Annotated in this window: 26 protein-coding genes and 1 tRNA gene; 7 read left to right on the plus strand and 20 right to left on the minus strand. The window is 63.8% G+C overall.

What is annotated here, in order from left to right:
• The first annotated feature begins 155 nt into the window (after positions 1-155).
• On the plus strand, positions 156-827 hold the full coding sequence (locus tag B6S44_RS26320; RefSeq protein WP_129159820.1) for an RraA family protein: 672 nt from the start codon (positions 156-158) through the stop codon (positions 825-827).
• 7 nt (positions 828-834) lie between these two features.
• Here the strand turns inward: B6S44_RS26320 and B6S44_RS26325 are convergent, their stop codons facing one another.
• Genes B6S44_RS26325 through B6S44_RS26335 form a run of 3 tightly spaced genes read right to left on the minus strand, consistent with a single transcriptional unit; the run spans position 835 to position 3,305 of the window.
• Entirely contained in the window at positions 835-1,527 is a 693-nt protein-coding gene (locus B6S44_RS26325; protein ID WP_129159821.1) for an SDR family NAD(P)-dependent oxidoreductase, read from the minus strand.
• A gap of 14 nt (positions 1,528-1,541) precedes the next feature.
• Positions 1,542-2,861, minus strand: coding sequence for an MFS transporter (locus B6S44_RS26330; protein ID WP_248309770.1), 1,320 nt, complete (start codon positions 2,859-2,861; stop codon positions 1,542-1,544).
• 45 nt (positions 2,862-2,906) lie between these two features.
• Complete coding sequence (locus B6S44_RS26335; protein ID WP_129159822.1) at positions 2,907-3,305, minus strand: MarR family winged helix-turn-helix transcriptional regulator; 399 nt, start codon at positions 3,303-3,305, stop codon at positions 2,907-2,909.
• Between the two features lie 126 nt (positions 3,306-3,431).
• Between B6S44_RS26335 and B6S44_RS26340 the strand changes: the two genes are divergently transcribed.
• Entirely contained in the window at positions 3,432-4,016 is a 585-nt protein-coding gene (locus B6S44_RS26340; RefSeq protein WP_129159823.1) for a TetR/AcrR family transcriptional regulator, read from the plus strand.
• A 97-nt stretch (positions 4,017-4,113) separates the two neighbouring features.
• Positions 4,114-4,602: a hypothetical protein gene (locus B6S44_RS26345; protein WP_129159824.1), complete on the plus strand. Its 489-nt coding sequence runs from the start codon at positions 4,114-4,116 to the stop codon at positions 4,600-4,602.
• 48 nt (positions 4,603-4,650) lie between these two features.
• Here the strand turns inward: B6S44_RS26345 and B6S44_RS26350 are convergent, their stop codons facing one another.
• From B6S44_RS26350 to B6S44_RS26365, 4 genes are all read right to left on the minus strand, one after another.
• On the minus strand, positions 4,651-5,154 hold the full coding sequence (locus B6S44_RS26350) for a DUF1178 family protein (protein ID WP_129159825.1): 504 nt from the start codon (positions 5,152-5,154) through the stop codon (positions 4,651-4,653).
• A gap of 70 nt (positions 5,155-5,224) precedes the next feature.
• Positions 5,225-6,088 carry a carbon-nitrogen hydrolase family protein gene (locus B6S44_RS26355; RefSeq protein WP_129159826.1) on the minus strand — a complete coding sequence of 288 codons (864 nt, stop codon included), beginning with the start codon at positions 6,086-6,088 and terminating at the stop codon, positions 5,225-5,227.
• A 13-nt stretch (positions 6,089-6,101) separates the two neighbouring features.
• Positions 6,102-6,362, minus strand: a complete 261-nt coding sequence (grxC, locus tag B6S44_RS26360) for a glutaredoxin 3 (RefSeq protein ID WP_129159827.1) — start codon at positions 6,360-6,362, stop codon at positions 6,102-6,104.
• A gap of 45 nt (positions 6,363-6,407) precedes the next feature.
• A complete protein-coding gene (locus tag B6S44_RS26365; protein ID WP_129159828.1) occupies positions 6,408-7,208 on the minus strand; it encodes a ComF family protein in 801 nt (266 codons plus the stop codon).
• Between the two features lie 179 nt (positions 7,209-7,387).
• Here B6S44_RS26365 and B6S44_RS26370 point away from each other — a divergent pair, with 179 nt between their 5' ends.
• The 3 genes from B6S44_RS26370 (at position 7,388) to B6S44_RS26380 (ending at position 9,759) form a co-directional block, all read left to right on the plus strand.
• Positions 7,388-8,518: an alkene reductase gene (locus tag B6S44_RS26370; protein WP_129159829.1), complete on the plus strand. Its 1,131-nt coding sequence runs from the start codon at positions 7,388-7,390 to the stop codon at positions 8,516-8,518.
• Positions 8,519-8,636: 118 nt separating this feature from the next.
• Positions 8,637-8,711: transfer RNA gene (locus B6S44_RS26375), tRNA-Glu, on the plus strand.
• A gap of 547 nt (positions 8,712-9,258) precedes the next feature.
• Entirely contained in the window at positions 9,259-9,759 is a 501-nt protein-coding gene (locus tag B6S44_RS26380) for an acyltransferase family protein (RefSeq protein ID WP_129159830.1), read from the plus strand.
• A 24-nt stretch (positions 9,760-9,783) separates the two neighbouring features.
• Here B6S44_RS26380 and B6S44_RS26385 read toward each other — a convergent pair whose 3' ends face one another.
• A complete protein-coding gene (locus B6S44_RS26385; RefSeq protein ID WP_129159831.1) occupies positions 9,784-9,966 on the minus strand; it encodes a hypothetical protein in 183 nt (60 codons plus the stop codon).
• A 708-nt stretch (positions 9,967-10,674) separates the two neighbouring features.
• Between B6S44_RS26385 and B6S44_RS26390 the strand changes: the two genes are divergently transcribed.
• Positions 10,675-12,462: a hypothetical protein gene (locus B6S44_RS26390; protein ID WP_129159832.1), complete on the plus strand. Its 1,788-nt coding sequence runs from the start codon at positions 10,675-10,677 to the stop codon at positions 12,460-12,462.
• 16 nt (positions 12,463-12,478) lie between these two features.
• Here the strand turns inward: B6S44_RS26390 and B6S44_RS26395 are convergent, their stop codons facing one another.
• From B6S44_RS26395 to B6S44_RS26450, 12 genes are all read right to left on the minus strand, one after another.
• A complete protein-coding gene (locus B6S44_RS26395) occupies positions 12,479-13,549 on the minus strand; it encodes a hypothetical protein (protein WP_129159833.1) in 1,071 nt (356 codons plus the stop codon).
• Positions 13,550-13,759: 210 nt separating this feature from the next.
• A complete protein-coding gene (locus B6S44_RS26400; RefSeq protein ID WP_129159834.1) occupies positions 13,760-14,584 on the minus strand; it encodes a phytanoyl-CoA dioxygenase family protein in 825 nt (274 codons plus the stop codon).
• An 82-nt stretch (positions 14,585-14,666) separates the two neighbouring features.
• Positions 14,667-15,539: a glucose-1-phosphate thymidylyltransferase RfbA gene (gene rfbA, locus B6S44_RS26405; protein ID WP_129159835.1), complete on the minus strand. Its 873-nt coding sequence runs from the start codon at positions 15,537-15,539 to the stop codon at positions 14,667-14,669.
• A 46-nt stretch (positions 15,540-15,585) separates the two neighbouring features.
• Complete coding sequence (locus tag B6S44_RS26410) at positions 15,586-16,602, minus strand: glycosyltransferase family 2 protein (protein WP_129159836.1); 1,017 nt, start codon at positions 16,600-16,602, stop codon at positions 15,586-15,588.
• Positions 16,599-17,267 carry a class I SAM-dependent methyltransferase gene (locus B6S44_RS26415; RefSeq protein WP_129159837.1) on the minus strand — a complete coding sequence of 223 codons (669 nt, stop codon included), beginning with the start codon at positions 17,265-17,267 and terminating at the stop codon, positions 16,599-16,601. The genes B6S44_RS26410 and B6S44_RS26415 overlap by 4 nt, the downstream gene beginning before the upstream one ends.
• Before the next feature lie 15 nt (positions 17,268-17,282).
• Positions 17,283-18,278: a class I SAM-dependent methyltransferase gene (locus B6S44_RS26420; protein WP_129159838.1), complete on the minus strand. Its 996-nt coding sequence runs from the start codon at positions 18,276-18,278 to the stop codon at positions 17,283-17,285.
• A 420-nt stretch (positions 18,279-18,698) separates the two neighbouring features.
• Positions 18,699-20,444: a hypothetical protein gene (locus B6S44_RS26425; RefSeq protein ID WP_164985973.1), complete on the minus strand. Its 1,746-nt coding sequence runs from the start codon at positions 20,442-20,444 to the stop codon at positions 18,699-18,701.
• A gap of 185 nt (positions 20,445-20,629) precedes the next feature.
• On the minus strand, positions 20,630-21,568 hold the full coding sequence (locus B6S44_RS26430; protein WP_129159840.1) for a glycoside hydrolase family protein: 939 nt from the start codon (positions 21,566-21,568) through the stop codon (positions 20,630-20,632).
• A gap of 11 nt (positions 21,569-21,579) precedes the next feature.
• Entirely contained in the window at positions 21,580-22,239 is a 660-nt protein-coding gene (locus tag B6S44_RS26435) for an acetyltransferase (RefSeq protein WP_129159841.1), read from the minus strand.
• A complete protein-coding gene (locus B6S44_RS26440) occupies positions 22,236-22,877 on the minus strand; it encodes a class I SAM-dependent methyltransferase (RefSeq protein ID WP_206735246.1) in 642 nt (213 codons plus the stop codon). Before B6S44_RS26440 ends, B6S44_RS26435 begins: the two co-directional genes overlap by 4 nt.
• A 46-nt stretch (positions 22,878-22,923) precedes the next feature.
• The gene (locus B6S44_RS26445) at positions 22,924-23,628 is read right to left on the minus strand and encodes a WbqC family protein (RefSeq protein WP_129159842.1); all 705 of its coding nucleotides are present in this window, start codon (positions 23,626-23,628) and stop codon (positions 22,924-22,926) included.
• An 85-nt stretch (positions 23,629-23,713) separates the two neighbouring features.
• Positions 23,714-24,022: a hypothetical protein gene (locus B6S44_RS26450; RefSeq protein WP_129159843.1), complete on the minus strand. Its 309-nt coding sequence runs from the start codon at positions 24,020-24,022 to the stop codon at positions 23,714-23,716.
• Between the last annotated feature and the right edge of the window lie 159 nt (positions 24,023-24,181).

Raw genomic sequence — 24,181 nt, forward strand, 5'->3', positions numbered from 1 at the left:
CCAGTTTTTCTCCGTCATTCCGGCCGTAGCGAAGCGGAGCGCCGGAATCCATCGGAGGGAACTGCGCTCTATGATGGATCCCGGGTCTGCGCTGCGCTTGCCCGGGATGACGAGAGCTTGAACGGTCTGGTCAAGCCAAACTTAGGAACCCGACAATGCCGACCCGTCTCGCCACGCCCGCCCATCCGCGCCTGCCGCAAGCCCTGATCGACGCCTGGCAGGTGGTGCCGAGCTCGGTGATCGCCGACCAGCTCGGCGGCACCGGCCATGCCGACCCGGCGATCCGGCCGACGCGGCCGTTCGCGCCGGGCAAGCGCCTGGTCGGCCAGGCGATCACCGCCTGGTGCGAGCCGGCCGATTACGGGCCGGTGCATCATGCGATCAGCCTCGCCGAGCACGGCGATGTCGTGGTGGTTGCGGCCGGCGGGCGCAAGGATGCGGCGATGATCGGCGACCTGCTTGGCGGTGCCGCCCGGCGCAAGGGCATTGCCGGCGTCGTCGTCGACGGCGCCGTGCGCGATGTCGGGCCGGTCTCGCAATGGCCGGACTTCGTCTTCTTTTCGCGCTGGATCATGCCGCGTGGTCCGTCCTCGATGGAGCGCGGCGTCGTCAATGGGGCGATCGTCTTCGGCGGCGTCGCTGTCTCGCCACATGATCTTGTCGTCGGCGACGATGACGGGCTGGTCTTCGTGCCGCATGGGCTGGTCGAGGCCAAGCTCGCACCCTGCCTGGCGCGGGTGAAGGCGGAGGCCGAATGGGAGGTCCTGCTCGCCGGCGGCGCCTCGACGGTCGAGACCTTCAAGGTGCCGCCGATCGAGAAGCTCTGACCGGCCTCTAGAAGTTCTCGACCCAGGGCCGAAGCTCAACCTCGAGCGACCAGGCGCTGCGCGGCTGCCGGAGCACGTCGAGATAGCTCTGGGCGATGGCGTCCGGGTCGAGCGTGTTGTCGCCGGCATCTGGGTGGCGCGTGCTGCGGACCGCGCCGTCGATGACGAAATGCGCGACATGGATGCCCTTCGGCCCAAGCTCGCGCGCCGCGCTCTGGGCGAGGCCGCGCAGGGCGAACTTGCCCATCGCGAACGGCGCCGACAGCGCGAAGCCCTTGATGCCGGCAGTGGCGCCGGTCAGCAGGATGGCGCCGCGGCCATGCGGCAGCATGCGTTTCGCCGCCTGCTGCGTCACCAGGAAGGCGCCATAGGCGGTGACCGCGAGCGCCTGCGCGACCCCTGCCGGATCGAGCTCCGCGATAGGCCCGCGCAGCCGGCCGCTGGCGTTGTAGATGACGATGTCGGGCTCGCCGATCCGGGCCTCCGCCGCCTCGAACAAGCCGGCGACGGCGGCCGGATCGGAAGCGTCGACCGCGAAGGTCGCGGCGCCCGTCTCGGCAGCGAGCGCAGCGAGCTTCTCGGTATTGCGCGCGGCGAGGCCGACCTTGATGCCTTGTGCGGCCAATGCACGGGCGACGGAGGCGCTGATGCCCGAGCCGGCTCCGACGATCAGGGCGCTGCGATAAGGAGGGGATGTCATCGTCGGATCTCCGTTCAGGCCGTTGTGGCGGCAGGCACTGACTTGGCTTCGCTGCTGCGCATCATGATGCAGAAGCCGGCGGCGAAGAGGCAGAGCGCGCCGGCGATGAAGAAGGCCGGCAGGTAGCTGTCATAGACGGTGCGGCTGAAGCCGGCGCCATAGGCGGCGAAGGCGGCGCCGAGCTGGTGGCCGGTGAAGACCCAGCCGAAGACCAGCGTCGCCTTGTCGCCGAAGCGGTCGGCGGCGAGCTTGATCGTCGGCGGCACGGTCGCGACCCAGTCGAGCCCGTAGAAGATCGCGAAGATCGAGAGGCCGTAGAAGGAGAAGTCGGTGAAGGGCAGGAAGAGCAGCGAGAGCCCGCGCAGGCCGTAATACCAGAACAGCAGCCAGCGGCTGTCATAGCGGTCAGAGAGCCAGCCCGAGCCGACCGTGCCGAGGAAGTCGAAGATTCCGATTACCGCGAGCACGCTCGCCGCCGTCACCGCCGCCATGCCGTAATCGCCGCAAAGCGCGACGAAATGGGTCTGCACCAGCCCATTGGTGCTGGCGCCGCAGACGAAGAAGGTGCCGAACAGGATCCAGAAGGTGCTTGTCTTTGCGGCCTCGCGCAGCGCGACGATCGGGGAGGCGAGCATCGCCTTGAGGCTGGTGGCTTGCGCCGGTGCCGGCACGATCTGCGTCCCGCCATAGGGGGCAAGACCGACATCGGCCGGGCGGTCACGCATCAGGGCGAGCACGCCGACTGCCGCGAGCGCGATCATGCCGAGCACGAAGACCATGGCGGCGCGCCAGCCGACCTGCTCGGTCAGCGCCGCGAGCAAAGGCAGGAAGACGAGCTGGCCGGTCGCCGTGCTGGCGGTGAGCAGGCCGACGACCAGGCCGCGGCGATGCACGAACCAGCGGGTCGCGACGGTGGCGCCGAGCACCATGGCGGTGAGCCCTGTGCCGAAACCGAGCACGATCCCCCAGAGCAGTACCAGCTGCCAGAGCTGCGTCATGGCGAAGGAGCCGAGAATGCTCACGGCGATCAGGCTGAGCGCCACCAGGGCGACGGGGCGGACGCCGAAGCGGTTCATGAAGGCGGCGGCGAAGGGCGCCATCAGCCCGAACAGCAGCAGGCGGATCGCCAGTGCCGAGGAGATCTCGGAGGTCGCCCAGCCGAACTCCTTCTGCAGTGGCAGGAGCAGCACGCCCGGCGCGCCGACGGCGCCGGCGGTGACCAGCATGGTCAGGAAGGTCACCGCCGCCACGGCCCAGCCATAATGGATGCCGCGACGGTCGAAGGCGGCGGCGAGGCCGACGGGTTGAACTGGTTCTGCGAGATCTGTCGGCATCAGCGGCCCCTTTTGCGGGTATATGCCCGCATATCCATGAGGAAATCAGAGTGAATCGAGTGCTACATGAAGCTGTCGCATGAACTCGACGCCGAGACGGTCGTCGAGGGCCTTCTGGGCGCCATCCCAGAGGGGAGCGCCGTCTTCCAGAACCTTGTGGCCGGCCTCGGTCAGAGCGACCGTGGCCTCGCGCTGGTCCTCGCCGCGGCCGAGTTCGACGAGACCCATCTTCTCGAGCACGCGGACATTGCGGCCGATAGTCGAGCGATCGAGCTCGACGCGGCGGCCGAGCGCGGTCAGCGTCACCGGCTCGACCCGGGCGATCGAGCGCATCAGGCTGAACTGCGCGATGTTGACCCCGACCGGAGCGATCGTCTCGTCGTAGAAGGCGATCATCCGGCGCGAGGCCGAGCGCAGGGTCGTGCAGATGCAGGGAACCGACATGGATTGCGGGTATATGCCCGCGTAAGGCGGATTGCAAGCCCGATGGCTCTCTGGGGCAGCACGGAAATCGTCCGGCTTGCAATCGCTGCGGTTTTATCTATTCTACCTACTAGAAGGTAGGTGGATATGTCCAACGTCGCCAACAGGTCTGATGACATCCTGCTTTGCGCGCGCGCGCTGATCGTTGCGGGCGGGTACCATGGCTTCAGCTATGCCGACATCGCCAAGGTGATCGGTATCCGCAACGCCAGCATTCACTATCATTTTCCCGGCAAGGCCGATCTGGTCCGCACCCTCGTCGCGCAGTATCGGGAAGAGGCCGAAACGGGACTCGCCGCGCTGGAGCGGAATATTCCCGACCCCGCAGGGCAGTTGCGGGCTTATGCCGGCTTCTGGGAAAGCTGCATCGCCGACTCGACTGCCCCGTTCTGCGTCTGTGCCCTGCTCGCGAGCCAGATCCCGGTCCTGCCCGAAGACGTCGTGACCGAGGTTCGGGCTCATTTCCGGATGCTATCGGCCTGGCTGAGCTCGGTCATGACGCGTGGCGCCGGAGAGGGCAGCCTGCGGCTGGCCGGGACGGCTGACGCCGAGGCCGAGATGTTCATGGCCGTCATTCATGGAGCCATGCTGTCGGCGCGTGCATATGGCGATGCCAAGGTGTTCGGCGCCGTGATCCATCCGCTGCTGCAACGACTGACGACCGGGCATTGAGCGCCGGCGAGAGTGGAACGATCACGTATACTTGTCTACCAATTAGTAGGTAGATGGCCTTAGCTTCCGGCACCAGATCTCCAGGAAGGACTGTCCAATGTTCGGAATTTCGCCGTTAGGCTGGGTGCACACGCTCGGCGCTCTGCCTGCCATCCCGGCAGCCGCGTATATGTTCGCCCGGCATGGCCGCATCGTACCCCGGTCAAAGCTGGGCGCGGTCTACTTCCTCTCGATGCTGATCGGCGGCGCGACAGTCTTCATCGTCACGCATCAGCCGATCGGGCATGTCATCGGCGCGATCACCATCCTGCTGCTGCTCGCAGGCTATGGCGCCGGCCAGGTTCAGGCCTTGGGTCGCGCCGGCAGGTACATCGAAACAGTCTGCTTGAGCCTGAGCGCATTCCTGTTGATGCTGCCGACCGTCACGGAAATTCTGCGCCGGGTGCCGGACGGCCATCCCTTCGTCACCGAGTTGAACTCGCCACTCCTCCTGGGAGCGCAGGCGAGCCTCCTCGTCATTCTGATCGTCGGCCTGACGGTCCAGATCGTCTACCTGCGCAGGCAGAACGGGACCGCTGCAGGTTAAGGCATGCGCGACGCGACCTGCATCGGCAAGGGTCTTCCGAGCAGGTAGCTAGTTCCGCCCTTCCGGCAGCCGCGGCAGCGGCAGGAACTCGACGCCTTCCTCATGCAGCATCTGCGCATCCTCGGCGCTCGCCTCGCCATAGATGGCGCGGCTCTCGCTCTCGCCGTGATGGATCTTCAGTGCCTCCTCGGCGAAGTTCTTGCCGACGGGCTCGGCGTTGGCGGCGACATGCTCGTGCAGAGCGGTCAGCATGGCGCGAAACGCCATCTCCTTCTCACCCATCAGCGCGGCCGGCTGGACGACGGGGGCAGGGGAAGGAGCGTGGGCGGACGACGGCGCGGCAGCCTCCGGCGCAGGCGTAGGCTCAGCCGGGCGCCGGCCACGGTCGGTGCGGGCCACGGCGGGAGACATCACGGCGCGCTCGACCTTGGCGCTGTCGCAGACCGGGCAGGTGACGAAGCCGCGTTTCGCCTGCTCCTCGAAGCCGCTGGAATTGGCAAACCAGCTCTCGAACTCGTGGGCGTTGTCGCAGATCAGGGTGTAACGGATCATTTCAACTCAAAGCCGGGTAACGGCTGCAAATGGGGGCGCGGCCGTCCCGCGGCAAGTTTTGCTGCCATGCTCACTCGGCCGCGTCGAGCCGCGGCTGCTCGCCCTTGCGGGTTTCGACCGCGAAGGAGCGGGTGTGGCGCAGGGTCGGGATGCGCTGGCGGGCGTCCGCGACCAACGCGAGATCGATCTGCGCCATGATCAGCCCGGGCTCGTTGCCCGCCTCGGCCAGGACGCGGCCCCAGGGATCGACGATGATCGAGTGGCCATAGCTCTCGCGGCCGTCCTCGTGCAGGCCGCCTTGCGCCGCTGAGATCATGAACGCGCCGTTCTCGATGGCGCGGGCCCGTTGCAGCACCTGCCAATGCGCCTCGCCGGTCTGGCGGGTGAAGCAGGCCGGCGCGGTCAGCATGAAGGCCCCGGCTTCGGCCTCGGCGCGGTAGAGATAGGGGAAGCGGACATCATAGCAGATCGACATCCCGATCAGCCCCCAGGGCGTCTCGACCAGGGTTGCCCTGTCGCCGCCGGAGAAGGTGTTGGATTCGCGCCAGGTCTCGCCATTGGGCAGGTCGACGTCGAAGAGATGGATCTTGTCGTAGCGCGCGACAATCTCGCCGGCGGGATCGATCATATAGGCGCGGTTGGCGATCTTCTCTCCGGCCCTGACCGAGAGCGAGCCGATCTGCAGCCAGGTTTTCGCCTCGCGAGCCGCCTCGCGCAGCCCAGCGAGCACCTCGTGCTGCTCTTCGCCCTGGCTGATCTCGCGCAGGCGCTTCGTGTCGCGCTCGCAGAGATTGGTGACCTCCGGCGTCTGGACAAATTGCGCGCCGGCTGCCGCCGCCTCGCGGATCAGGCGCACCGCGTCGTCGCGATTACGCAGCGGATCGCGCGTCGAACGCATCTGGACGCAGGCTGCGGTGAAGCGTGGCGCGGTCATATGCATTCTCCGGTCAGGCCGCCTTCAGCAGCGGATCGAGCTCGCCGCGCGCATCGAGCGCGTGCAGATCGTCCGAGCCGCCGACATGGCGCCCGCCGATGAAAATCTGCGGCACCGAGGTGCGTCCGCCGGCCTTGGCCGTCATCTCCTGGCGCAGCGCCGGCTTGCCATCGACGCCGACTTCCTCGAAGGCGACGCCCTTCCTGGTCAGCAGTGCCTTGGCGGCATGGCAATAGGGGCACCAGCCCGTGGTGTAGATCGTGACCTGCGGCATCGGCCTATCCTGAAAGAATGCTTCGCCTTGCAATATAGGGAGCCGTCACGCTTCCGTCACGACCCGGGCGAAGGTCAGTATGTCGACCGCGCTCGCTCCGCCACGCAGCAGCGCGCGCGATGCGGCATTGGCGGTGGATCCGGTGGTCAGCACGTCGTCGACGAGCAGGATGCGCCGGCCCTCGACCTGCGGGCGCATGGTGGGCAGGACCTTGAAGGCGCCCTGGAGGTTGTCGGCCCGCTGTGCCCTTGTCAGTCCGACCTGCTGCTTCGTCCGCTTGACGCGAGTGAGCGCCTGGGGCGCGAAAGGACGCCCCGATTGCCGGGCGATCGTCACCGCCAGCGCCGCGGCCTGGTTGAAGCGCCGGGTCCAGAGGCGGAAGCGGTGCAACGGCACCGGCACGATGAGATCGGCGTCAGCGATCACCTCGCGGCCGGCTTGCGCCATCATCCGCCCGAGCATCAGGGAAAGCTCGGTCCGGTCGCCATATTTCAGCCGGTGCACCAGCTCGCGCGCCGTGCCGTCGAAGCGGCAGGCGGCGCGCGCCCGGGCGAAGACCGGCGGGTCCGCGATCGCGGCCGGCGAGATCAGCCCTGGCCCAAGATCGACCTCGAACGGCGTGCCGAGCCGCTCGCAATAGGGCCGCTCGATCAGGCTGAGTCCGGTCCAGCACTGGGCGCACAGGCCCTGTGCCTCGCTCGTGGCAGCCCGGCAGCTCACGCATGAAGGCGGGTAGACGAGGCTGACGACGCTTGTCGCGCCGGTGCGCAACCAGCTGCGCCCGCGACGCAACCAGCGCAGGGAGAGGGTTTTTCCTGCCCTTTCGGGATTTTCGGAAAGGCTCATGCGCCACGCGGTCCGCGAAGAGAGCATCTTCGCTTTCTCGCGAGCAGGGCAAAGCGGGCCCTGCCAAATCCTGCCATGTCGCCTATGTTCCCTGCGACGGCTCTGGCCCGCATGACGGCGGCTGGCGCCATGGATGCCTCCCTCGGCCTTATGGCCGCCTCGCGACAAGGATCGCCACGATGAGTCATGCCGGTGCCTCCGCCACCTCACACAAGTTGTTCACGCCGTTCCGCCTCGGCGATCTCGAACTGAAGAACCGCGTCGCCATGGCGCCTTTGACCCGCAACCGCGCCAACAAGCACGATGATGCGCCGAACGCGCTCAATGTCGAGTACTACCGCCAGCGCGCCGGTGCCGGCCTGATCATCACCGAGGCGACGCAGATCTCGCAGCAGGGCCAGGGCTATATCTGGACGCCTGGCATCTATCGCGATGCGCAGGTGGCCGGCTGGAAGGCGGTGACCGACGCCGTGCACGAGGCGGGCGGGCGGATCTTCGCACAGCTCTGGCATGTCGGGCGCGTCAGCCATGTCTCGCTGCAGCCGGGCAACCAGGCGCCGGTCGCGCCCTCTGCCGTGCTGGCCAAGACCAAGACCTATATCGAGAGCGGATTCGCCGAGGTTTCGGAGCCGCGTGCGCTCGGCCTCGACGAGATCCCCGGCATCATCGCCGATTTCGTCAGGGCGGCGGAGAATGCCAAGGCCTCAGGCTTCGACGGCATCGAACTGCACGGCGCCCATGGCTATCTGCTCGACCAGTTCCTGCGCGACGGCTCCAACCAGCGCCAGGACGCCTATGGCGGCTCGATCGAGAACCGCGTGCGCCTCACGCTGGAGGTGATCGATGCGGTCACCAAGGTGTTCCCGAAGGAGCGCGTCGGCATCCGCATCTCGCCGGTGAGCCCGGCCAATGATTCCCGCGATACCGATCCGCAGGCGTTGTTCGGCCATCTCGTCGCCGAACTCGACAAGCGCGGCATCGCCTTCATCCATGTCGTAGAGGGCGCGACGCGCGATGCGCGCGACTACCTGCCCTTCGACTACCTGGCCCTGCGCAAGGCCTTCCGCGGCGCCTACATCGCCAATAACGGCTTCACCCGCGATCTCGCCATCGAGGCAGTGGAAAAGGGCGAGGCCGACCTCATCGCCTTCGGCCGGCTCTTCATCGCCAATCCCGATTTGCCGGAGCGGCTCAGGGTGAACGCCCCGCTCAACACGCCGGATGTCGCGACCTTCTATGGCGGCGACGCCAAGGGCTACACCGACTATCCGGCGCTCGCGCCGGCCGAGCGCTCGCACGCCGCCGGCTGAAGGCGGCCAACAGCCCCTGCGGGTAGCGCTTTTCTGCCCGCAGGTTTTTCGTCTTCGGCTGCATAGAAGGGCTTGCAGCGCGAGCCGGCGGCGATTATACGGACGGCCTTGCCGCGCTGCTCCCATCGTCTAGCGGTCAGGACGTCGCCCTCTCACGGCGAAAACTGGGGTTCGATTCCCCATGGGAGCGCCATTGCGGCCAAATGAGCCTGTTTTATAGGGCTCTTCTCCTTTTCTTGTCCCACTTCAGAATCTGGTGGGACATCATCGAGCCAGCCTGCAACTTCATCATCGCTGAATCCGCCATCTGCGGCTTGCTTGCTGCGCGGGTGTCGTGCTCCACCTCCTCAAGTGTCCGATGGCTCGGACAGATGTCAGCTCATGGGCGGTGGCTTGCTGCTCTGTGCCTGCTGTGCGGCAATGGCCTTGCGCAGGCCGTTGCCGCAATCTCGAGTTCAAGTGCCTCGCGGGGCTTTCGCCTTCGCGAAGGTGCCTTTACCCTCCATCTCGGCTTCGAGGGCCTCACGCCGCTGTTCGCTGGCGATGAGGTCTTTGCCGTCGTTGTCGAGGGCGTCCGGAGCCGGCGCCACCCTTGCCGTCTTTGTCGCCCGGGACCTTGAAGTCGGACAGGCTGATAGGCTTGGTGTGATTGTCCCGAGCCCTTTCGGGCGTGCCGGTGGCTGAGTGGTCGTCTTCAGGGCATTTGTGAATTCGACTTCGGGCCAACGATGATGCCCGCTATGGCGGTACGGAATCCCGATACGCTCGCTCTGGCGAGGCGCTGGCGTCGTTGGCTCGACTTGTTGGCTCTCTTACTGGTCGTGACGCTAACCGGCGTCATCTGGCGCGCGCCATGGACCATACAATACTCGTTTGTTGCCGCCGGATGCGCCTACGCGATCCTGCGCATCTACATATCTGACGGCCTTTATAGACGCCTGTTGTCAGGGAAATGGATCGTCTCAGCGGGTCTGGTCTCTTACCCCCTGTACATGTATCATCAAGCCGTCAACGGCTTGATGCATGGCTTCGTCGCGGGCCAAGTGCCGACTCTTGTGTCGTGGAGAGATCTTGGGATCGCGACCGCCGTGGTTTTTGTCTCAGTCGGTCTCGCGACAATCTCGACGGTCTACTTCGAGAGCTTCTTTCGACGATTGGGGCGCAAATTGAAGTATGCCCCCGCCGATCCATCCAAGAAAGTCTCGGTGATAGGCGCTTCTCCTGGCGCCGCCACTGGCTAAACAGACCGGCACTAATCACCGCAATCAGTTAGGGCCGGCAGCCTGGCGAGCCGATCGCCGCATCTCGGCAACGATCTCCGCTATGGCAGGCTGATCGCGCTCGCCGGCCTCGGCTTTCGTCAGGTCGGTGTAGGCATGAACCCAAACCACATCGTGCCAGGCGACAAAGGCCTGAGCCTCCGCTGCCCAAGCCGGGTTGGCAATCATACCGTCCTTGCAGATGGCGGCGTCATTGGAGCGCGCTTGCGTCAGGAAGGCGGTGAAGTGCCGGGCTCATCTCGTCGGCGGCCATGGCGAGCTCGCGATGACACTCCGCGCCCAGGCCGCTGACATGGCCATCGATCTGTGCCAGCGGCGTTGCGCGGCAACATTCGTTACGTTAGGTACATTTTTCGTGGAGGAATGCTGTATGCGCGACGACGTGGTCGCGAAACAGCGCCGCGGCAGCTTGTTGATCAAGGCAGATTTAGTTCGACGACGATACCGCGTTTGCTTCTCCAACTGCAATTAGGGTTCATGATAGCGGGCTCTGGAGATAGATAATTTATGACCGCTTACCGTGGAAAAATTCATGTGTGCAAAGAACCTTCCGTCGAGGGAAGGCACATTTGAAGGCTATACTAGTCGAGGGGAGTCGGTGGGCCTCTGTCGCGCTGGATGCTAAGGGTAAAACTTCTTCCGCATCATCGCTGCGCAGCGACTATTCTGTGCCGCTGCATTCGTCCCCAGCGGGCCTGCATTTCGGGCACGCTCATGGCGATCTGCCCGTCACATACGATCCGGTGAACCGCCTCGTCCGCGTGCCGATCTGGTCCGACCTTCCCGAAGCCGCGACCCTTCGGGTGTGCGATTGTATTCATGAGCTTTTCGGACAGGTGTCTTGTGCGACGTGAGATTGCGCCCAGCGAACCGCCTATGGATCGGGTGGCTCGTACCCAAAGCGACCGGACAGTTCCCGATACGTCATGGCTGGGCGAGTTTGCCATTCTGACAGTGATCTGCCTGCTCGCGCTGAATTCCGGCCTGTACAATCTTTTTCCGCCAATGGGTTGGGTAGACCCGGGACTCTACATCTTCAACTTCCAGAATCTGGTCCAGAACATTGCCGATTACGGCGCGAACTACCACAGCACCCGGGTTCCGTTTATCTTTCTGGGCTGGTTGAGCTACCGGCTCTTCGAGCCGGTTCTAGCGCAGCAAGTGCTTGTCAACCTGTGCTATCTGATCGGGCTTGGGTCCTTGCTGTGCGTGGCCCGGGCGAGCATCCCCCGGCAGAGCCTGCGTCTGGTTTTCGTTCTGGCCCTCGCCTTGAGCCCGGTCTGGATCCGATGCTTCGCCGAGGGTTACGTCGACGGCCTCGCCAGCGCCTTCGCGTTACTCGGGATCGCTGCGGCCTTGTCGAGGCGCCCCGGTGGATCGGAAGCCGTGCGTGGACTCACCGCCGGTGCGGCGGCGGGCTTCGCGGTGGCGACACATCCGGTACCGGGCATTTTCGCCAGTGCCGCCATCTTCATGATTTTCCTGACCGGCGCGACGGGTTGGCGCCGCCTATCGATCGCGATGCTGGGAGCGTTCTGCGGTGGTCTCGTCAGCCTCGTCCTGCTTGGGCTGGTTTCGTTCTGGCTGGGAGGCCCATTCCTCTTTCTTCTTCCCGGCGCCGAAGCCGGCACGCGCATGTTCAGCGCGCCGGGTTCGAGCTTCGCCCTGCCGATTTCTGTCTGGCTGCCAGAAGCGCCCCGTGCGGTTCTCGTGCCGCTCACACTGGCGGTCGTGCTGGCGGCGATCATGCTTCGCAGGGCCATCGGTCCTGATCGCCGGATCGATGGCCTCCTGCCCATCAGCTGTATCGCCCTGGGTATCCTCGCGCTGGGTGAGTTTCATCAGCGGGGCGTGCTGCAGTTCCGCTTTTATGCAAGCTATCTCCTCATGATCTTCATACCGCTCTGCGCATCGCTGATCGGTATTGGACGCGACGCCAGTGCCAGAAGGGACCTCGCGCTCGCAGCGGCGCTGGCGCTCGTCCTAATTCCGGTCTGGAGGTGGGATGCGGCTGTCCGGTTCGATCTCGTCTGGGCGCTGCTTCTTGGCGGCTGCCTTCTGGCGCTGATCGCCTTCGCCCTGCGCCGAGCGCGCCTCGGCCTGTTGGCCGCCGTCTCGGCGCTGAGCCTCTCTGCTGCCACCGATGGCGAACTGGCCCGCACTCTCACCGTCGACAATCCGGCGAAGCCGCAGCTTCAGGCCCAGTTCGCGGCCAGGATTCGCAACGCCGTCGTCGCGGCCGGCGTCTCGGACCGCCGCATCGTGACCTGGTTCAATCGCGAAAGCGCTGAACGTGCCACCAGCTCAAGGGCGGTTTCGTCCTACGGCTTGTACTTTGCCGGAACGGTTTACAAGTTTTCGCTGTTCGACGGCGCGACAGCCAGCATGGGCTGGGACTTGACATCGCTCGGCTTCGAAATGCCGAAGCTCGAGGGCGCCTTTTACCGGCAAATAGCTGCGCTTGCGAAGCGGCCGGCCGCTGCCGTGTTGCTCTGCGTGACCGAAGCGGAATGCCGGGAGGGGGCTCTGCGCGTGTCGCTCGAACCATCGCTCATCGTGTCGGAACGGCTGGCGACGCGGATCGAAATACCGGATCTCCCAATCATCCACCTCATCATCATCGAGATGGCATCTCGCCCGAAGGCGGGCGCAACGCCCGGCTGAGCCGGGCTCTTGCCTATTATCGAGGTTTCACTGGCAGCAACTGAACGACCATATAGTGCAGATACCTGCTGCCGATCGAGAGCCTGCCGCCGTTGAGCAGAACCATGGTTGAAAGCTCGATCGCATCGAGAGAGCCGTGCGCGGCAGAACAATCAGAACGTTCCTCGCATGCGATCACCACGACGACAGGTGAGTTCACATGGCGCAGCGCATAGGAAAGTTCATAAGGCGAGATGTCGAAGCGCCGCGGTAACAGGGTCACCGGCCCCAATTTAGGTGCACGCGCGGTCTGGTCCCACAATATGACATGCCCCGCGCGGCGGACGAAGGGGCGCAGCAAGTCTTGAAAAGCGCGTTGCGCCACAAGCTTCGCCTGCTCCTCCTCGACCTGCCGGCGCGACGAGGAGGTCGCCCCGCCAATCGCGAGCATGGAGGCGGCGAGACTCAGTGCCAGCGCGCCGATGGCAAGCGCTTTGACAGTTCCTGGCTGGTCCGGCCGGGACGCCAGCGCCAGGATGCCCAGAAAAGGTCCCAAGGTTGCGCCGGCCAGGAGCAGTGGCGCCGTCGCATTGGCAGCGCCGACGCTCATCGAGCCGGTCACCGCGACGAGCAACGCAACGCCAATTGCCGCAGCGACGGTTAGAAGGCGTGGTTGAATCCGCCAGATCGTCCCCATCAGCGCCATGACAAGAAGAGTCGCCACAAACCCGGTCGCAGTGCCGGGGGCTCGCGCCAGCAACAATAGCCAGCCCGGATTGCAACCCAGGGCCAAAGCGGCGAACAGGCCCATGAGGGCGGTCGAGCGCAGCGCAGCGCAGACGAAAGCGGCCGCGCAGGCGACACCCTGGAGGATCATGGCGATAAGCAGCACCGCCCCGGCGGGAGTCAGCGCCCGGGACTGCTGCAGGTCCAGCAGCGGACCCAGCGGCATCCAATCCACTGACGGCGCCGGGCGCGCGGATGCGGGAAGCAACGCCTCCAGCAATTGCAGCATCGACGTCGGCGAAGCGCCGATGCGGTCGAAGCCGAGGGAGCCGGATGCCGCAATCAGCATGACGATCGGGAGGATAATAGCCGGAAGCATCATCCAGCTATTCGCCATCCTACCCTGGAGCCCGGCAGGGCGCCCGGCGACAGCGAGCACTGTTACTGTCATGCCTGCCACCCCGGGGCTTTCGGGCTGAGTCCTGAAACTCTGCCTCTGCTCAGCGATCGCGCTGCTTTAGCAAATGCGCCGCCTCGCCATAAGACGCCAATGGCAGCGAAGTGCCCGAGGAGCAGAGACCGCGCGGGCCGCCTACTTGGCCGATTTGGCGCGCCTCTGCTCGTAATACGCCTCGATATTGACCGGGACCTGATAGTCGTAGCCGAGAAGCTTGCGCTCGTAGGGGTCCTGCGTGAAGTCGTCGCCGAGAACGGTCGGCATGTCGACCTGCTGCTTCATCATCGGGATGGTGTAGACGTGATTGACGGCGCGGCGCGGCGTCTCGGTCCGGTTCACCCCGCCGGCATGATAGACCATGCAGTCAAGCACGATGAAGGAGCCGGCGGGCGCGACCGCTTGGACTTCGAGCGCCTTGACGATGGTGTCGGACGGGAAAGCCTCCTGCTTGTGGCTGCCCGGCACAACGTGGGTCGCGCCGTTATCGAGCGTGAAGGGATCGATGCAGAACAGGGCATTAAGCGCCAGGGGCCGCGACGAGACATAGTGCTGATAGGGCAGGTCGCGGTGATAGGCGCTCTGATTATAGCGCTGGGCCCGGCCGGGATTGATCACGCCATTCTGCTGGTTGAGCAGAAATGCCTCGCCCATCATCCGTCGGCAGATCTCGGCCACCGCCGAGTTGCGCGCGAGATCCAGGAAGGCGCGATCATAAACCATCGGCACGCGCACCGTGTTGTGCTCGTCGATCGCCGCCAGCTGCTCGCGCCCGAAACGTTCTTCCATCTGCTGCTTGGCGGCATCGAACTTCTGCGACAGCAGCGCGAGCTCCTCGCTGGAATAGCCACCGTCGACGATGGCATAGCCTAGCAGGCGCAATTGCTCGATCGCGTGGTCGATCGCCGTTTCCGAGAGCGTTTGCTCGCGGACGCCATAACGTGGGAAGGCTTCGTCTGACATTTCGCGTTCTCGCAGTAGAGGATTGCTAAATCGTACTTGGCTGCTTCGCCCTTCCAGGCAGTCTCAAAATACTCGACGCAGTCTAGTAAGAGCCATCGGCAAGGGTGATGAGATAACGACCATAGGGGCTCTTGCCGACGCGCTCACCGAGTGCGCGCAACTGCGCGGCATCGATGAAGCCACGATCAAAGGCGATCTCCTCGGGGCAGCAGATTCGCGTGCCCTGACGCCGCTCCAGAGCCTGGACGAAATGCGAGGCGTCGGTCAGTGAGTCGGGTGTGCCGGTGTCGAGCCAGGCAAAGCCCCGGCCGATCAGTTCGACGCGCAGCCGGTTCTGCTCGAGATAGCGCCGATTCACATCGGTGATCTCAAGCTCGCCGCGTGCCGAGGGCTTGATCGAGGCCGCGATGTCGACCACCTCCTCGTCATAGAAATAAAGGCCCGTCACGGCCCAGTTCGAACGCGGCTTGGCCGGCTTCTCCTCGATCGAGATTGCGCGCCGCTCCTTGTCGAACTCGACGACGCCGTAGCGCTCCGGGTCGGTGACGCGGTAGCCGAACACGGTCGCACCTGTCGGCTGCGATACGGCATTCGCCAGCAGACCCGACAATCCGGCGCCATAGAAGATATTGTCGCCCAGGATCAGCGCCGACGGCCCGCCGCGGACGAAATCGGCGCCGATGATATAGGCTTGAGCCAGACCTTCGGGCTGGGGCTGCGCGGCATAGGACAGGGATAGTCCCCAATCGGAGCCGTCGCCGAGCAGATCGCGGAATTGTGGCAGGTCGCGTGGCGTCGAAATAACGAGTATTTCGCGGATCCCGGCCAACATCAGGACCGAGAGCGGATAATAGATCATCGGCTTGTCGTGAACCGGCAAGAGCTGCTTGGACGTGACCCTGGTCATCGGGTGAAGCCTGGTCCCGCTTCCGCCCGCCAGAATGATCCCCTTCATATCCCTAACCCTGTCTCGAAGCTGAGCGGAACTGGCCGCATGGATATCACCCGGCCGAACTCGTCAACGCTGGGGATGTGCCCCTGCGCTCGCTCCGGCCATGATCGCGCTGCTGGATCTCGCCACCGCGAATACGCTTGTGAACGATGAAGAGCGGCCGGTCTTTGGCCTCCTCGAAGGCCTGGAACGCAAGCACGCCAACCAGCATCAGTCCGGAACCGAGACCGATCGCGATCAAGGAACAAAGCGCAAGAGCGGCACTGCGGGCAATCCCCGCAGATGCGGTATCGAGGCCCAGAAGCGCGATCAGCAGGAGGGCCACGCCGGACAGCACGACCAGTCCGGTCGCCCCCAAAAGCAAGCGCTGCAAGGACGAAGCATAGAACTTCATACCCTGAAATGCGTGCATGAACAGGCGCTTGAAATTGTATGAGGATCTGCCGTGCGGGCGTTTCTCGCGCGCGAATTCGATCTCGGCATGGGCGAAGCCGAGCCAGTATAGAATGAAAAGATAGTGGCGGTTGGGCTCTTTCAGCGACATGTAAGCCTCGACCACAGGGCGCGTGATCAAGGTGAAAGTGCCGTATTCGGGATCGATCCGCCGCCCGGCGATCCATTCGAGAAATCTGAAGTAAGCCTTGCCCATCAGGACGCGCGAGCCCTTCTGGTGAGCGGTCTTGCGCTTGGCATACACCACGGGTGCTTCGGTTGCGGTCGCCTTTTCGTAGATGAGCGGGATGGCCTCGGGCTGATCCTGCAGATCGCCATCCATGACGACGACCTTCTCGCCGCAGCATTCGGCAAGGCCGGCCGAGATCGCGATATGCTGCCCCTGATTGCGTGCGAGGCGCAGCAACGTCACCCGCGAATCACCGGCGACGGCCTCCAGCAGCAGTTCCCAGGACCCATCCGGCGAAACGTCGTCGACGAAGATGATTTCGTAGTCGACCTGCATCCCGACCAACGCCTTCGTCAGCCGGTCGTACAGTTCGAAGATAGCGGCTGCGCAGCCATAGATCGGGATGACGACGGACAGGTCGCGAGCACTGCCGCTAGAGATCATAATGTTTCAGACTCCCCGGAATGGATTTCGGCCTGGTGAAGATCTTCGATCGGCGTGCCAATCTCCATGACCCAGTAGGTATAGGGGAACCAGTTCCGATGAATCAGGTGCCCTTTGACATCCGAGTACGATTCGCGGGCCAGTTGCGCATAGGCTTCCGGCGTCCGCACGTTCTGGCCACGATCCTTCGAGATGATCCAGCGCGCGACTGGATTTTGACCAGCGACGAAGGTGCCGTCCACGGTGACGATCCGCCCGCCCGGCTTGAGAGCGGGGATGAGGATCCGGAACAGTCCCCTCACTTCGTCGTCATCGAGATGGTGGAGAAGGCCGGTCGCAAGAACAAGATCGAACTCTCCAAGACCACCCAGGGCGTCGGCGTCGAGCAGGGCCGCATGAAAGCTGCCGCGAGATCCCCAACGGCTTCGCGCCTTCTCGATATAGGGCTCGCTGACATCGTAACCGACATAGTCGACATCCGGTAGAACGGACAGGATGTCGGCGGTGCCGCAGCCGACATCGAGCACGCGATCGCCGGCACGCGCCTTGAAGAACGCGCCCTGCATCCAGCGGCGATTGCGGCCGGCTCCCATCAGCGCCTGGGCGAAATCATAGACGGCCGGGTGCGACAGGACAGCCCGGATCCCCTTCGTAATTTGTGCCATCCCTCGTCCTTTCAGCTACGCCGCAACAGTGTCTTGGGCGGGAGGAACGGCAGTCGCGTCACTGGTGCTCCCGCCGCTGGCTCCGGCGCGCTTTCTGGCAACGACGACGCGGCTCCCGCCGGCTGGCCAACGCATGCCACGCAGCGTGAGTTTCACTTCCATATCGAGGATCGCCTGCAAGATGCGGTTAAGCTTGGGCGGGATGTTGAATTCCCGTCGAGCAAGCTCGCGCGGATCCTGGGCCGGGCCCGCCTTGCGGGAGCGCACCCGCGCCAGCGCCATCATCGGCAGTAGAAAGACGGTGTAACTCGTCGAGAACAGGACCTCGAAGCCGGCGCGCTCCAGCTTGGCTTCTAGCTCGCCGCGAACATAGCGGCGCTCATGATGCGCAATATCGTCGGAGACGCTCCAGAGCGAAGGATGCTGCGGCACTGTGGCAATGAAGCCGCCCCCTGGCACCAGCGCTGCCGCGATACCTGCGATCGCCTCCTCATCCCGGTCTATATGTTCCAGCACATCGAAGCAGCCGGCAAGATCAAAGGCGTCGCGCAGCGGCATCCTGCGCGCATCGGCCTGCAGGAGTTCAACCTGCGCGGGCAGGCGCGGGCGGGCGAGCGAAAGTCCTGCAGTGTGGATCTCGGTTCCGACGATGCGGCGCCAACGCCGGCTCGCGGCAAGAGCCCCGATGACATTGCCCGAGCCGCAACCGATCTCGCAGAAACGAGTCGCCTCGGGGAAATAATTGTCGACGAGACCGCTGATGAGTCGGCGGCGGGCGGCAAACCAGAAATGACCGATCTCCGCCTGAGCGAGGAAGGTGAAATCGGCTGGATCAAAACCGGTCAGCGTATCGGCGAGCGCCGGAGCGGTCAACGGAATGCCATCTCGCTGCTGGAGCACGTGTCCACAGGATTTGCACACCCATCCCACCGGAAGAGCAGCTTCATCTAATCCAAAAGGTGTTTCATCGTCGCAAGAGAAGCAACGGCGCATTGCCATCATATCAAGCATTCTGCCATCTGCTGTGTGCCTCAAATCTGGCGCCCTACTGATCACAATTTGTGCGCGATTCAAGCCCTGCCCGTGCGGTTCCCTATAGTCAGATACGGGATATGGTAATTTAGCGACAGTCCCTTTTCGCCACGGTAGGGGCCTACGTTCTTGTACTGAGCCTCCGGCGCACGGTCCGCTTGCTGTGCTTGACACCCGTGCTGTGTACCCTGTCCCAGGTGTCGAAGCTATGAAGGTTGTTCATCCGGGTCTCGACCGGGAGACCGGGGTTGTCGACCGGCTGCATGACTGGAACGGCGCGTATCGAATCATCCTCGTCACCGGCGGTGTCGGCTGCATGTCGACAACTCGATCTCGGACAACGCCAGTTCTGCCTCTCCGACATCCAAGCCGGGCGAGGGCCGATCGAGGGGCCTGCGCTCAGGGCCGGAATCCATCGAGATCGTAGACGCGAACGAAGAATGCAGATGTTCCGCCCTCGGCAACCGGAGTAAGCCCGCGCAATCGCGGCTTGTAACCCAGTTCCTCGAGCCTGTCGCGACCCGCATCGCACTCATTCGCGTCACGGCACAGGAGCGCAATCGAGGTTTGGGCCGGAAGCGCGTGCAGCATGTTGCGCTCGGCAGTGTCGAAGCCGGGCATCGTCGCGCCCAGGATGGACCTGTCCCACTGCCACGCGGAGGTCAGGCTATCCCAGTAGTTCAGCCGCAGGATCGTCGTGGCGAAGCGCAGCGAATAGCTCGTCCAAAAGGCGAGATGCGAATTGGAATCGGAATAACTCTCGCGGTTGAACCAGAACAGGAGCCGCCGCTCGCCCAGCCCGAGCCCCTTGACGAAGCTGCTGACACGAGCCGTCGCCGAGAGATAGTCGCCGAAATCGGGGGCACCGGCCGGCCGGAAGATGCGACGCGTGTCGCTGTTGATGACAGCCAGCAAGATGAAAAGCAGACCCAGCCCGGCGAGGGCGAGGCGCCATCGGAGTGTGTAAAAGGCGCCGAGCAGCAGCGTCAGACAGGCGAACAGGAACAGCCACTTGTAGCGGAACTGAACGACGGAAGCCTCGAGATCCCATAGGCTTGGCGCCAGGTAGATCGCCAGCAGCGCTCCGCCACTCAGCGTGAGAATGATCGCCGTCCATCGCGCAGGCGTCTCGCCCGGACGCAGCCGCGTTGCAGCGCTGGCGGCGCCGGCGAGAATGAACGCCTGTCCCGGCAACAGGTAGCCCGTGTAGAACGATGATTGAAGCGCAGCCCCCCCGATGACGAGATCCCAGTAGAGCAGGAATGCGAGCGGACCCAGCAACAGCGCCAGACCGAGCCAGGTTACCTGCGGTGTTCCACCAAGACGGCGCGTATGGAGGATCGTCACGCCCGCGACGATCAGCGCGAAGACCGGCCCGAGAACCCGATAGTTCATCGGCACCCACTCGCCCCAGGCGAACTGATAATTCGAGCCGAATCCCTTGAACGAACGCGTGATCGCGTTCTGGTCAGCCAGGATGAACAGGAACTTCCCACCCAACGCGAGGCTGGCGAGACCAAGTGCCGCGAGCGCCAGGGCGAAGCCTGTGCCCAAGGCGAGGATCGCGATCCCCGAGTCGCGCCAAGACCGCCATGACATCACGAGCAGCGCCAGCACGCCGCACCCGGCAAGAATCAAGGTGATTGGATGCGTCGCAACTCCAAGCGCGACCAGGGCGCCACCGGCGATAAACCTGTAGGTGCGATTGCCAGCGGCCGACGCGATGACGGCGAGTGCCAGCAGGACGAAAGACATGGCCGGGCCATCGACGTAGCCACGCGCCATGGTGGCGATCCAGAGCGGGTTGAACGCCAGCCAACAACAGATGAAAAACGCCGGAAAACGACCCTGAAACTTGGCGACGACCCCGTATACACCGGCTAGTGCAAGCCATGAAAATAGTATTACCAGCAATTCTCCAGCAATTTTCGGCATAAAAACTGTATATAAAAAGCTGCCTGTCAGGACAAAAGGCAGCCTTGCCGAATGGTAATTCTGGCCGAATTCAGTCAGAAGATTCCGGTAATCCAGAAAATAGCCGATATACATCGCCGGGTCGACCCAGCCCGGAGGTGGGAACGTCTGTATCGGCGCGAATAAAATGACGGCTATGGTAATACAGAATACAGCGAGCATCGGCAGCAACGCTGAGTCCCGCAGAGTTCTTTTTGTATCCATGATCAATAGCTTATCTCGGCCGAATCAGATCTAAAAACAATACTGGCAGAGCATCTCCGACCGTCGGAAGCACCCAAGCGCTGAACGTGCCTTAGAGACTGGCGAGCACAACAACAAGACGGTTCGTCGAAGTTGCAGCGCGGGTGGTTGGATCACCTTGTGTCCGCTCGGGGCTCCAGCACAGCGATTCCAAACCCGGTGCGGCCATAGCCGTTGCCGTTATAGAGCATGTAGCGCCGCCCGCGGTGATCGAAGACGGCCGGATAGGTGCGTTCGGCATCCTCCCAATCCTCTGCTGCCCCGACAAATCGGACGCTATCGTCGCTGCGCCGCCACTGTATGCCATCGGCGGATGCGGCGAAGCCGAGTTCGTAGCCCGGCCTGCGACGGGCGTACCACATCGAGAACGTTCCATCCGCCTCGCGAAGAACGGCCGGGCGCGACACTGCGAACTCGGCCCGGTCGTCCTCGCCGGCCAGCGGGATCACGACGCCGTCCTGCGGCAACCAGACGCGGCCGTCGGGCGAGGTCGCCTGCTGGATGACGTGAACCATATCGAGGTCTTGCGCACCCCAGCACAAATGGCTGCCGAACCACATGCGCCAGTTCTCACCCTGCCGCAGCACCCAAGGGTATCCCAAGGTCAGGGGAGTAACCGGCGTCCGCCCGATCACGGGAACCACGCTCGCGCGCTCGAAACGGGTGCCTTCGGCGTCTCCGATGGCAAGGCCGATAAAATTCGAAAAGGGCACCGAAGCGCCGACCATCCAGCCGAGATAATATGCGAGCAGGCGGTCGCCATCCGGCACGATGCTGGTCACCGTGACCCCGTCGCCGTCAAAGGCGCCGCGTGTGCCCGGCGTGAAGAGCGGTCCGCGAACCGCGCCCAGCACGGAGAACCGGTCATCGTCCAGAGCGATATCCACGCTTGCAAGGCAAGACCGGTTCGAGGCGTCGCGAACCGAAAAGAACACGCTCACGCGGCCGTCGTCGCGCACCAGCGGCGTCGGGTAGGACGCATGTGAATGCCACCACGAGCCATTCGAGAATGGGGCGACTACGCGCCCCAGCGGTCGCCAGGTCTGGACCATCGCCGCACCGTTCAGATTTTCAAGCGTGTCGACGGCACCTTGCGTTTTTCGATCGTCGCGACCGGAGAATAAACGCCTTCGGGGTCGGTATTCGCCTGAACGATGCAGCCGGCGCCGAGAAGGGTGAAGGGCGCCACCGTGATATGATCCACGATCGTGCAGTTCACGCCGATGAAGCTGTTTGCGCCAATGGTCACGCCGCCCGACACGACGACATGCGACGAGATGAAGACATTGTCTTCGACGACCGAATGGTGACCGATATGGTTGCCACTCCAAAGGGTGACGTTGTCGCCGATCCGGCAGAACGGCTGCAGCGTATTGTCCTCGAGAATGAAGCAGTTCTCGCCGATCTGCTCGGTCAGCACGGTGGCTTTCGGGCTGACATAGCTCGCAAGCCGATAGCCGGCCTCCCGCAAGGTGGCCACCTTGTCGGCTCTCAGGCGATTCATTTTCGCGTAGGAAACGGCAACAAAGGCATCGTGCCCATCAGGCGGAAAGACCTTCGCGACCTCTTCAAGCGCGATCAGCGGACGGCCGTGCAGCGTGTCGCCCTTGAGGAAGGCCGCATCGACGACGAAAGCCGCGACTTCACGATCAAGCGTACGCCTGAAGTAGAAATCGGCCAGTTCAGCAATATCGCCGGCGCCGAAGATGATGAGCGGTTTCATGGCCTAGCCGTCGTGACGGAGATCGTGAACTCGTATAGAGGATAATCATGCATCAACACAACATTGCGTCCATAGCGCGCAATACAGTGATTGAACAATTGGCCGGGATCGGGATACCAGAGCCGGGCTTCCTTCCGATCAGCGTCGGCGAAGCCTGTCAGCGCGTTGAATGCGAAGCCGCGCCGCGCCTTTGCCGCCATCGTATCCAGCGTCGAATGGACGAAATTGGTCCACACCGCATCGTCATAGCCGAAGCGGACATTGAAGATTCCGCTCGCCAGGACGTAATCGGCCGACTCGGGTGGTTCCGTGCCGGCGACAAAGGAGACAGCAGCGTCACCGGCATGGGCGGCCTCGGCCGCAGCGACCATCTCCGGCGAGATGTCACAGCCGACATAGCTGAATTCCAGGCCGCTCAAACGGAGATATTCGACCAGAGCGCCATAGCCGCAGCCGATTTCGGCGATCGATACGGGCCGCGAGCGGTCGATCTGGCGCAGCAACTGCGCGAAGCGTCGATGCTGGCTGGCCTCGTCCCGCCAGTCGACCCCGTTGGGCGTCGCGCCGAACGTGCGCAGCTTGCCAGTGTAGTACTGGTCGACCTCCGAAAGGATCTGGGCGGAGATGGGGTCGGACATAGCTTGTTCCATTCGCTGATGCGGGTCGCCTGCAGGTCTTGGGTGCCTAGATGGCCCGACCGGACCGGATGCTCGGACTCTCGAGCAGGCCGGGGCCACGGTTGAATATCTGATCCAGGACCGAGACCGCGATATCGAATTCGCCGTGCAACTGCGGATAGGCCTCGTACGGGCCGTAAGCCATCCATTCAACCGCGACGCCCGCTTGCGCGAAGATCGTCTCGTCCAGATAGCTCTTCGCGCTCGGTCCGCTCAGGTAATGCGTCGCGCCTGCCGCAAGGCAGAGACTGAGGAGCCGCTCGCTGCTGCGCCCGTCGGCCTGGTAGCTATGGTCGCTGACCACGCGCACGTTCAGCCCGAGATGAGCGATCAGCGCCTTGAGCAGGAAGGTGTTGATCTCGGTGAGCAGCTTCATGCTGTCGACGGCGTCGAACCAGCCGCGCACCTTGTCCTTTTCGGCCGCGAAGAACGGGGCCTTCTGATAGTTCATCGCGAGCGAGCGCCAATGCCGCTCGGCCCAGGGCTCGGATATCTCGACTTCCTCGATCGGCTGCTCTGAGCGCGATTTGGAAATGACCGGGATCGTCATCCATTCTGCGCCCTTTGGCGTCTTGATCTTGTTGCGATTGTGCCAATGCCGCTTAACGAACTGAACTTGATCGAAAATAATATACTCGTCGCACCGTCCTATCATGTCGAAGAACCCGATCCAGGGCACGTAACATGACTGAATGATCGCGACTCGCTTCATCGACGCTGTCCTACCATCTCGTTTTTGAAAAGAACCGCGTGACTGCGCTCATGCGACGCGGTCCTAAGCTATCGTACCGGCAGACTCAACGCCGACGATCAATGGTGGCGGCATTCACAATCGTTCGACCAGTCCGATCGCCTGTAGCTGGCTTCAGGTCGTGATGCTGACCGAGCATGTGAACCACGTCCGTCATGAAGCTGCCGCCATCGGGCGCCGGAGGCATCACGTTGGCGGAAGGACGCAGCCGCTTGATCGTCGCCAGTTGCTCCTCCCTGGAGAAGCGGGCGACGCGATCGAGGTCGCTCAGATCGGTCTCGACGAACAGCGCCCGATAGCCCTCGCGCGCCAGCAGGAGATTGCGGGACTCACCGCCCTGTTGCGGCGGATCCATGCGCGGTTGCCCTAGCTGCGCGAGTTCTCGCCGGATGATGCCACCGAGATGGTGGCTGCGCGTCGTTGACAGGGGTCCGGCGGCAGGACTACCTGCGGCCAGGCAGGAACCCCCATGTCCAATTCTACCTTCGCGCCTCTCGCCATTCCCGGGCCCGTG

It is taken from the genome of Allobosea sp. Tri-44, assembly GCF_004123845.1.
Classification (GTDB): domain Bacteria; phylum Pseudomonadota; class Alphaproteobacteria; order Rhizobiales; family Beijerinckiaceae; genus Allobosea.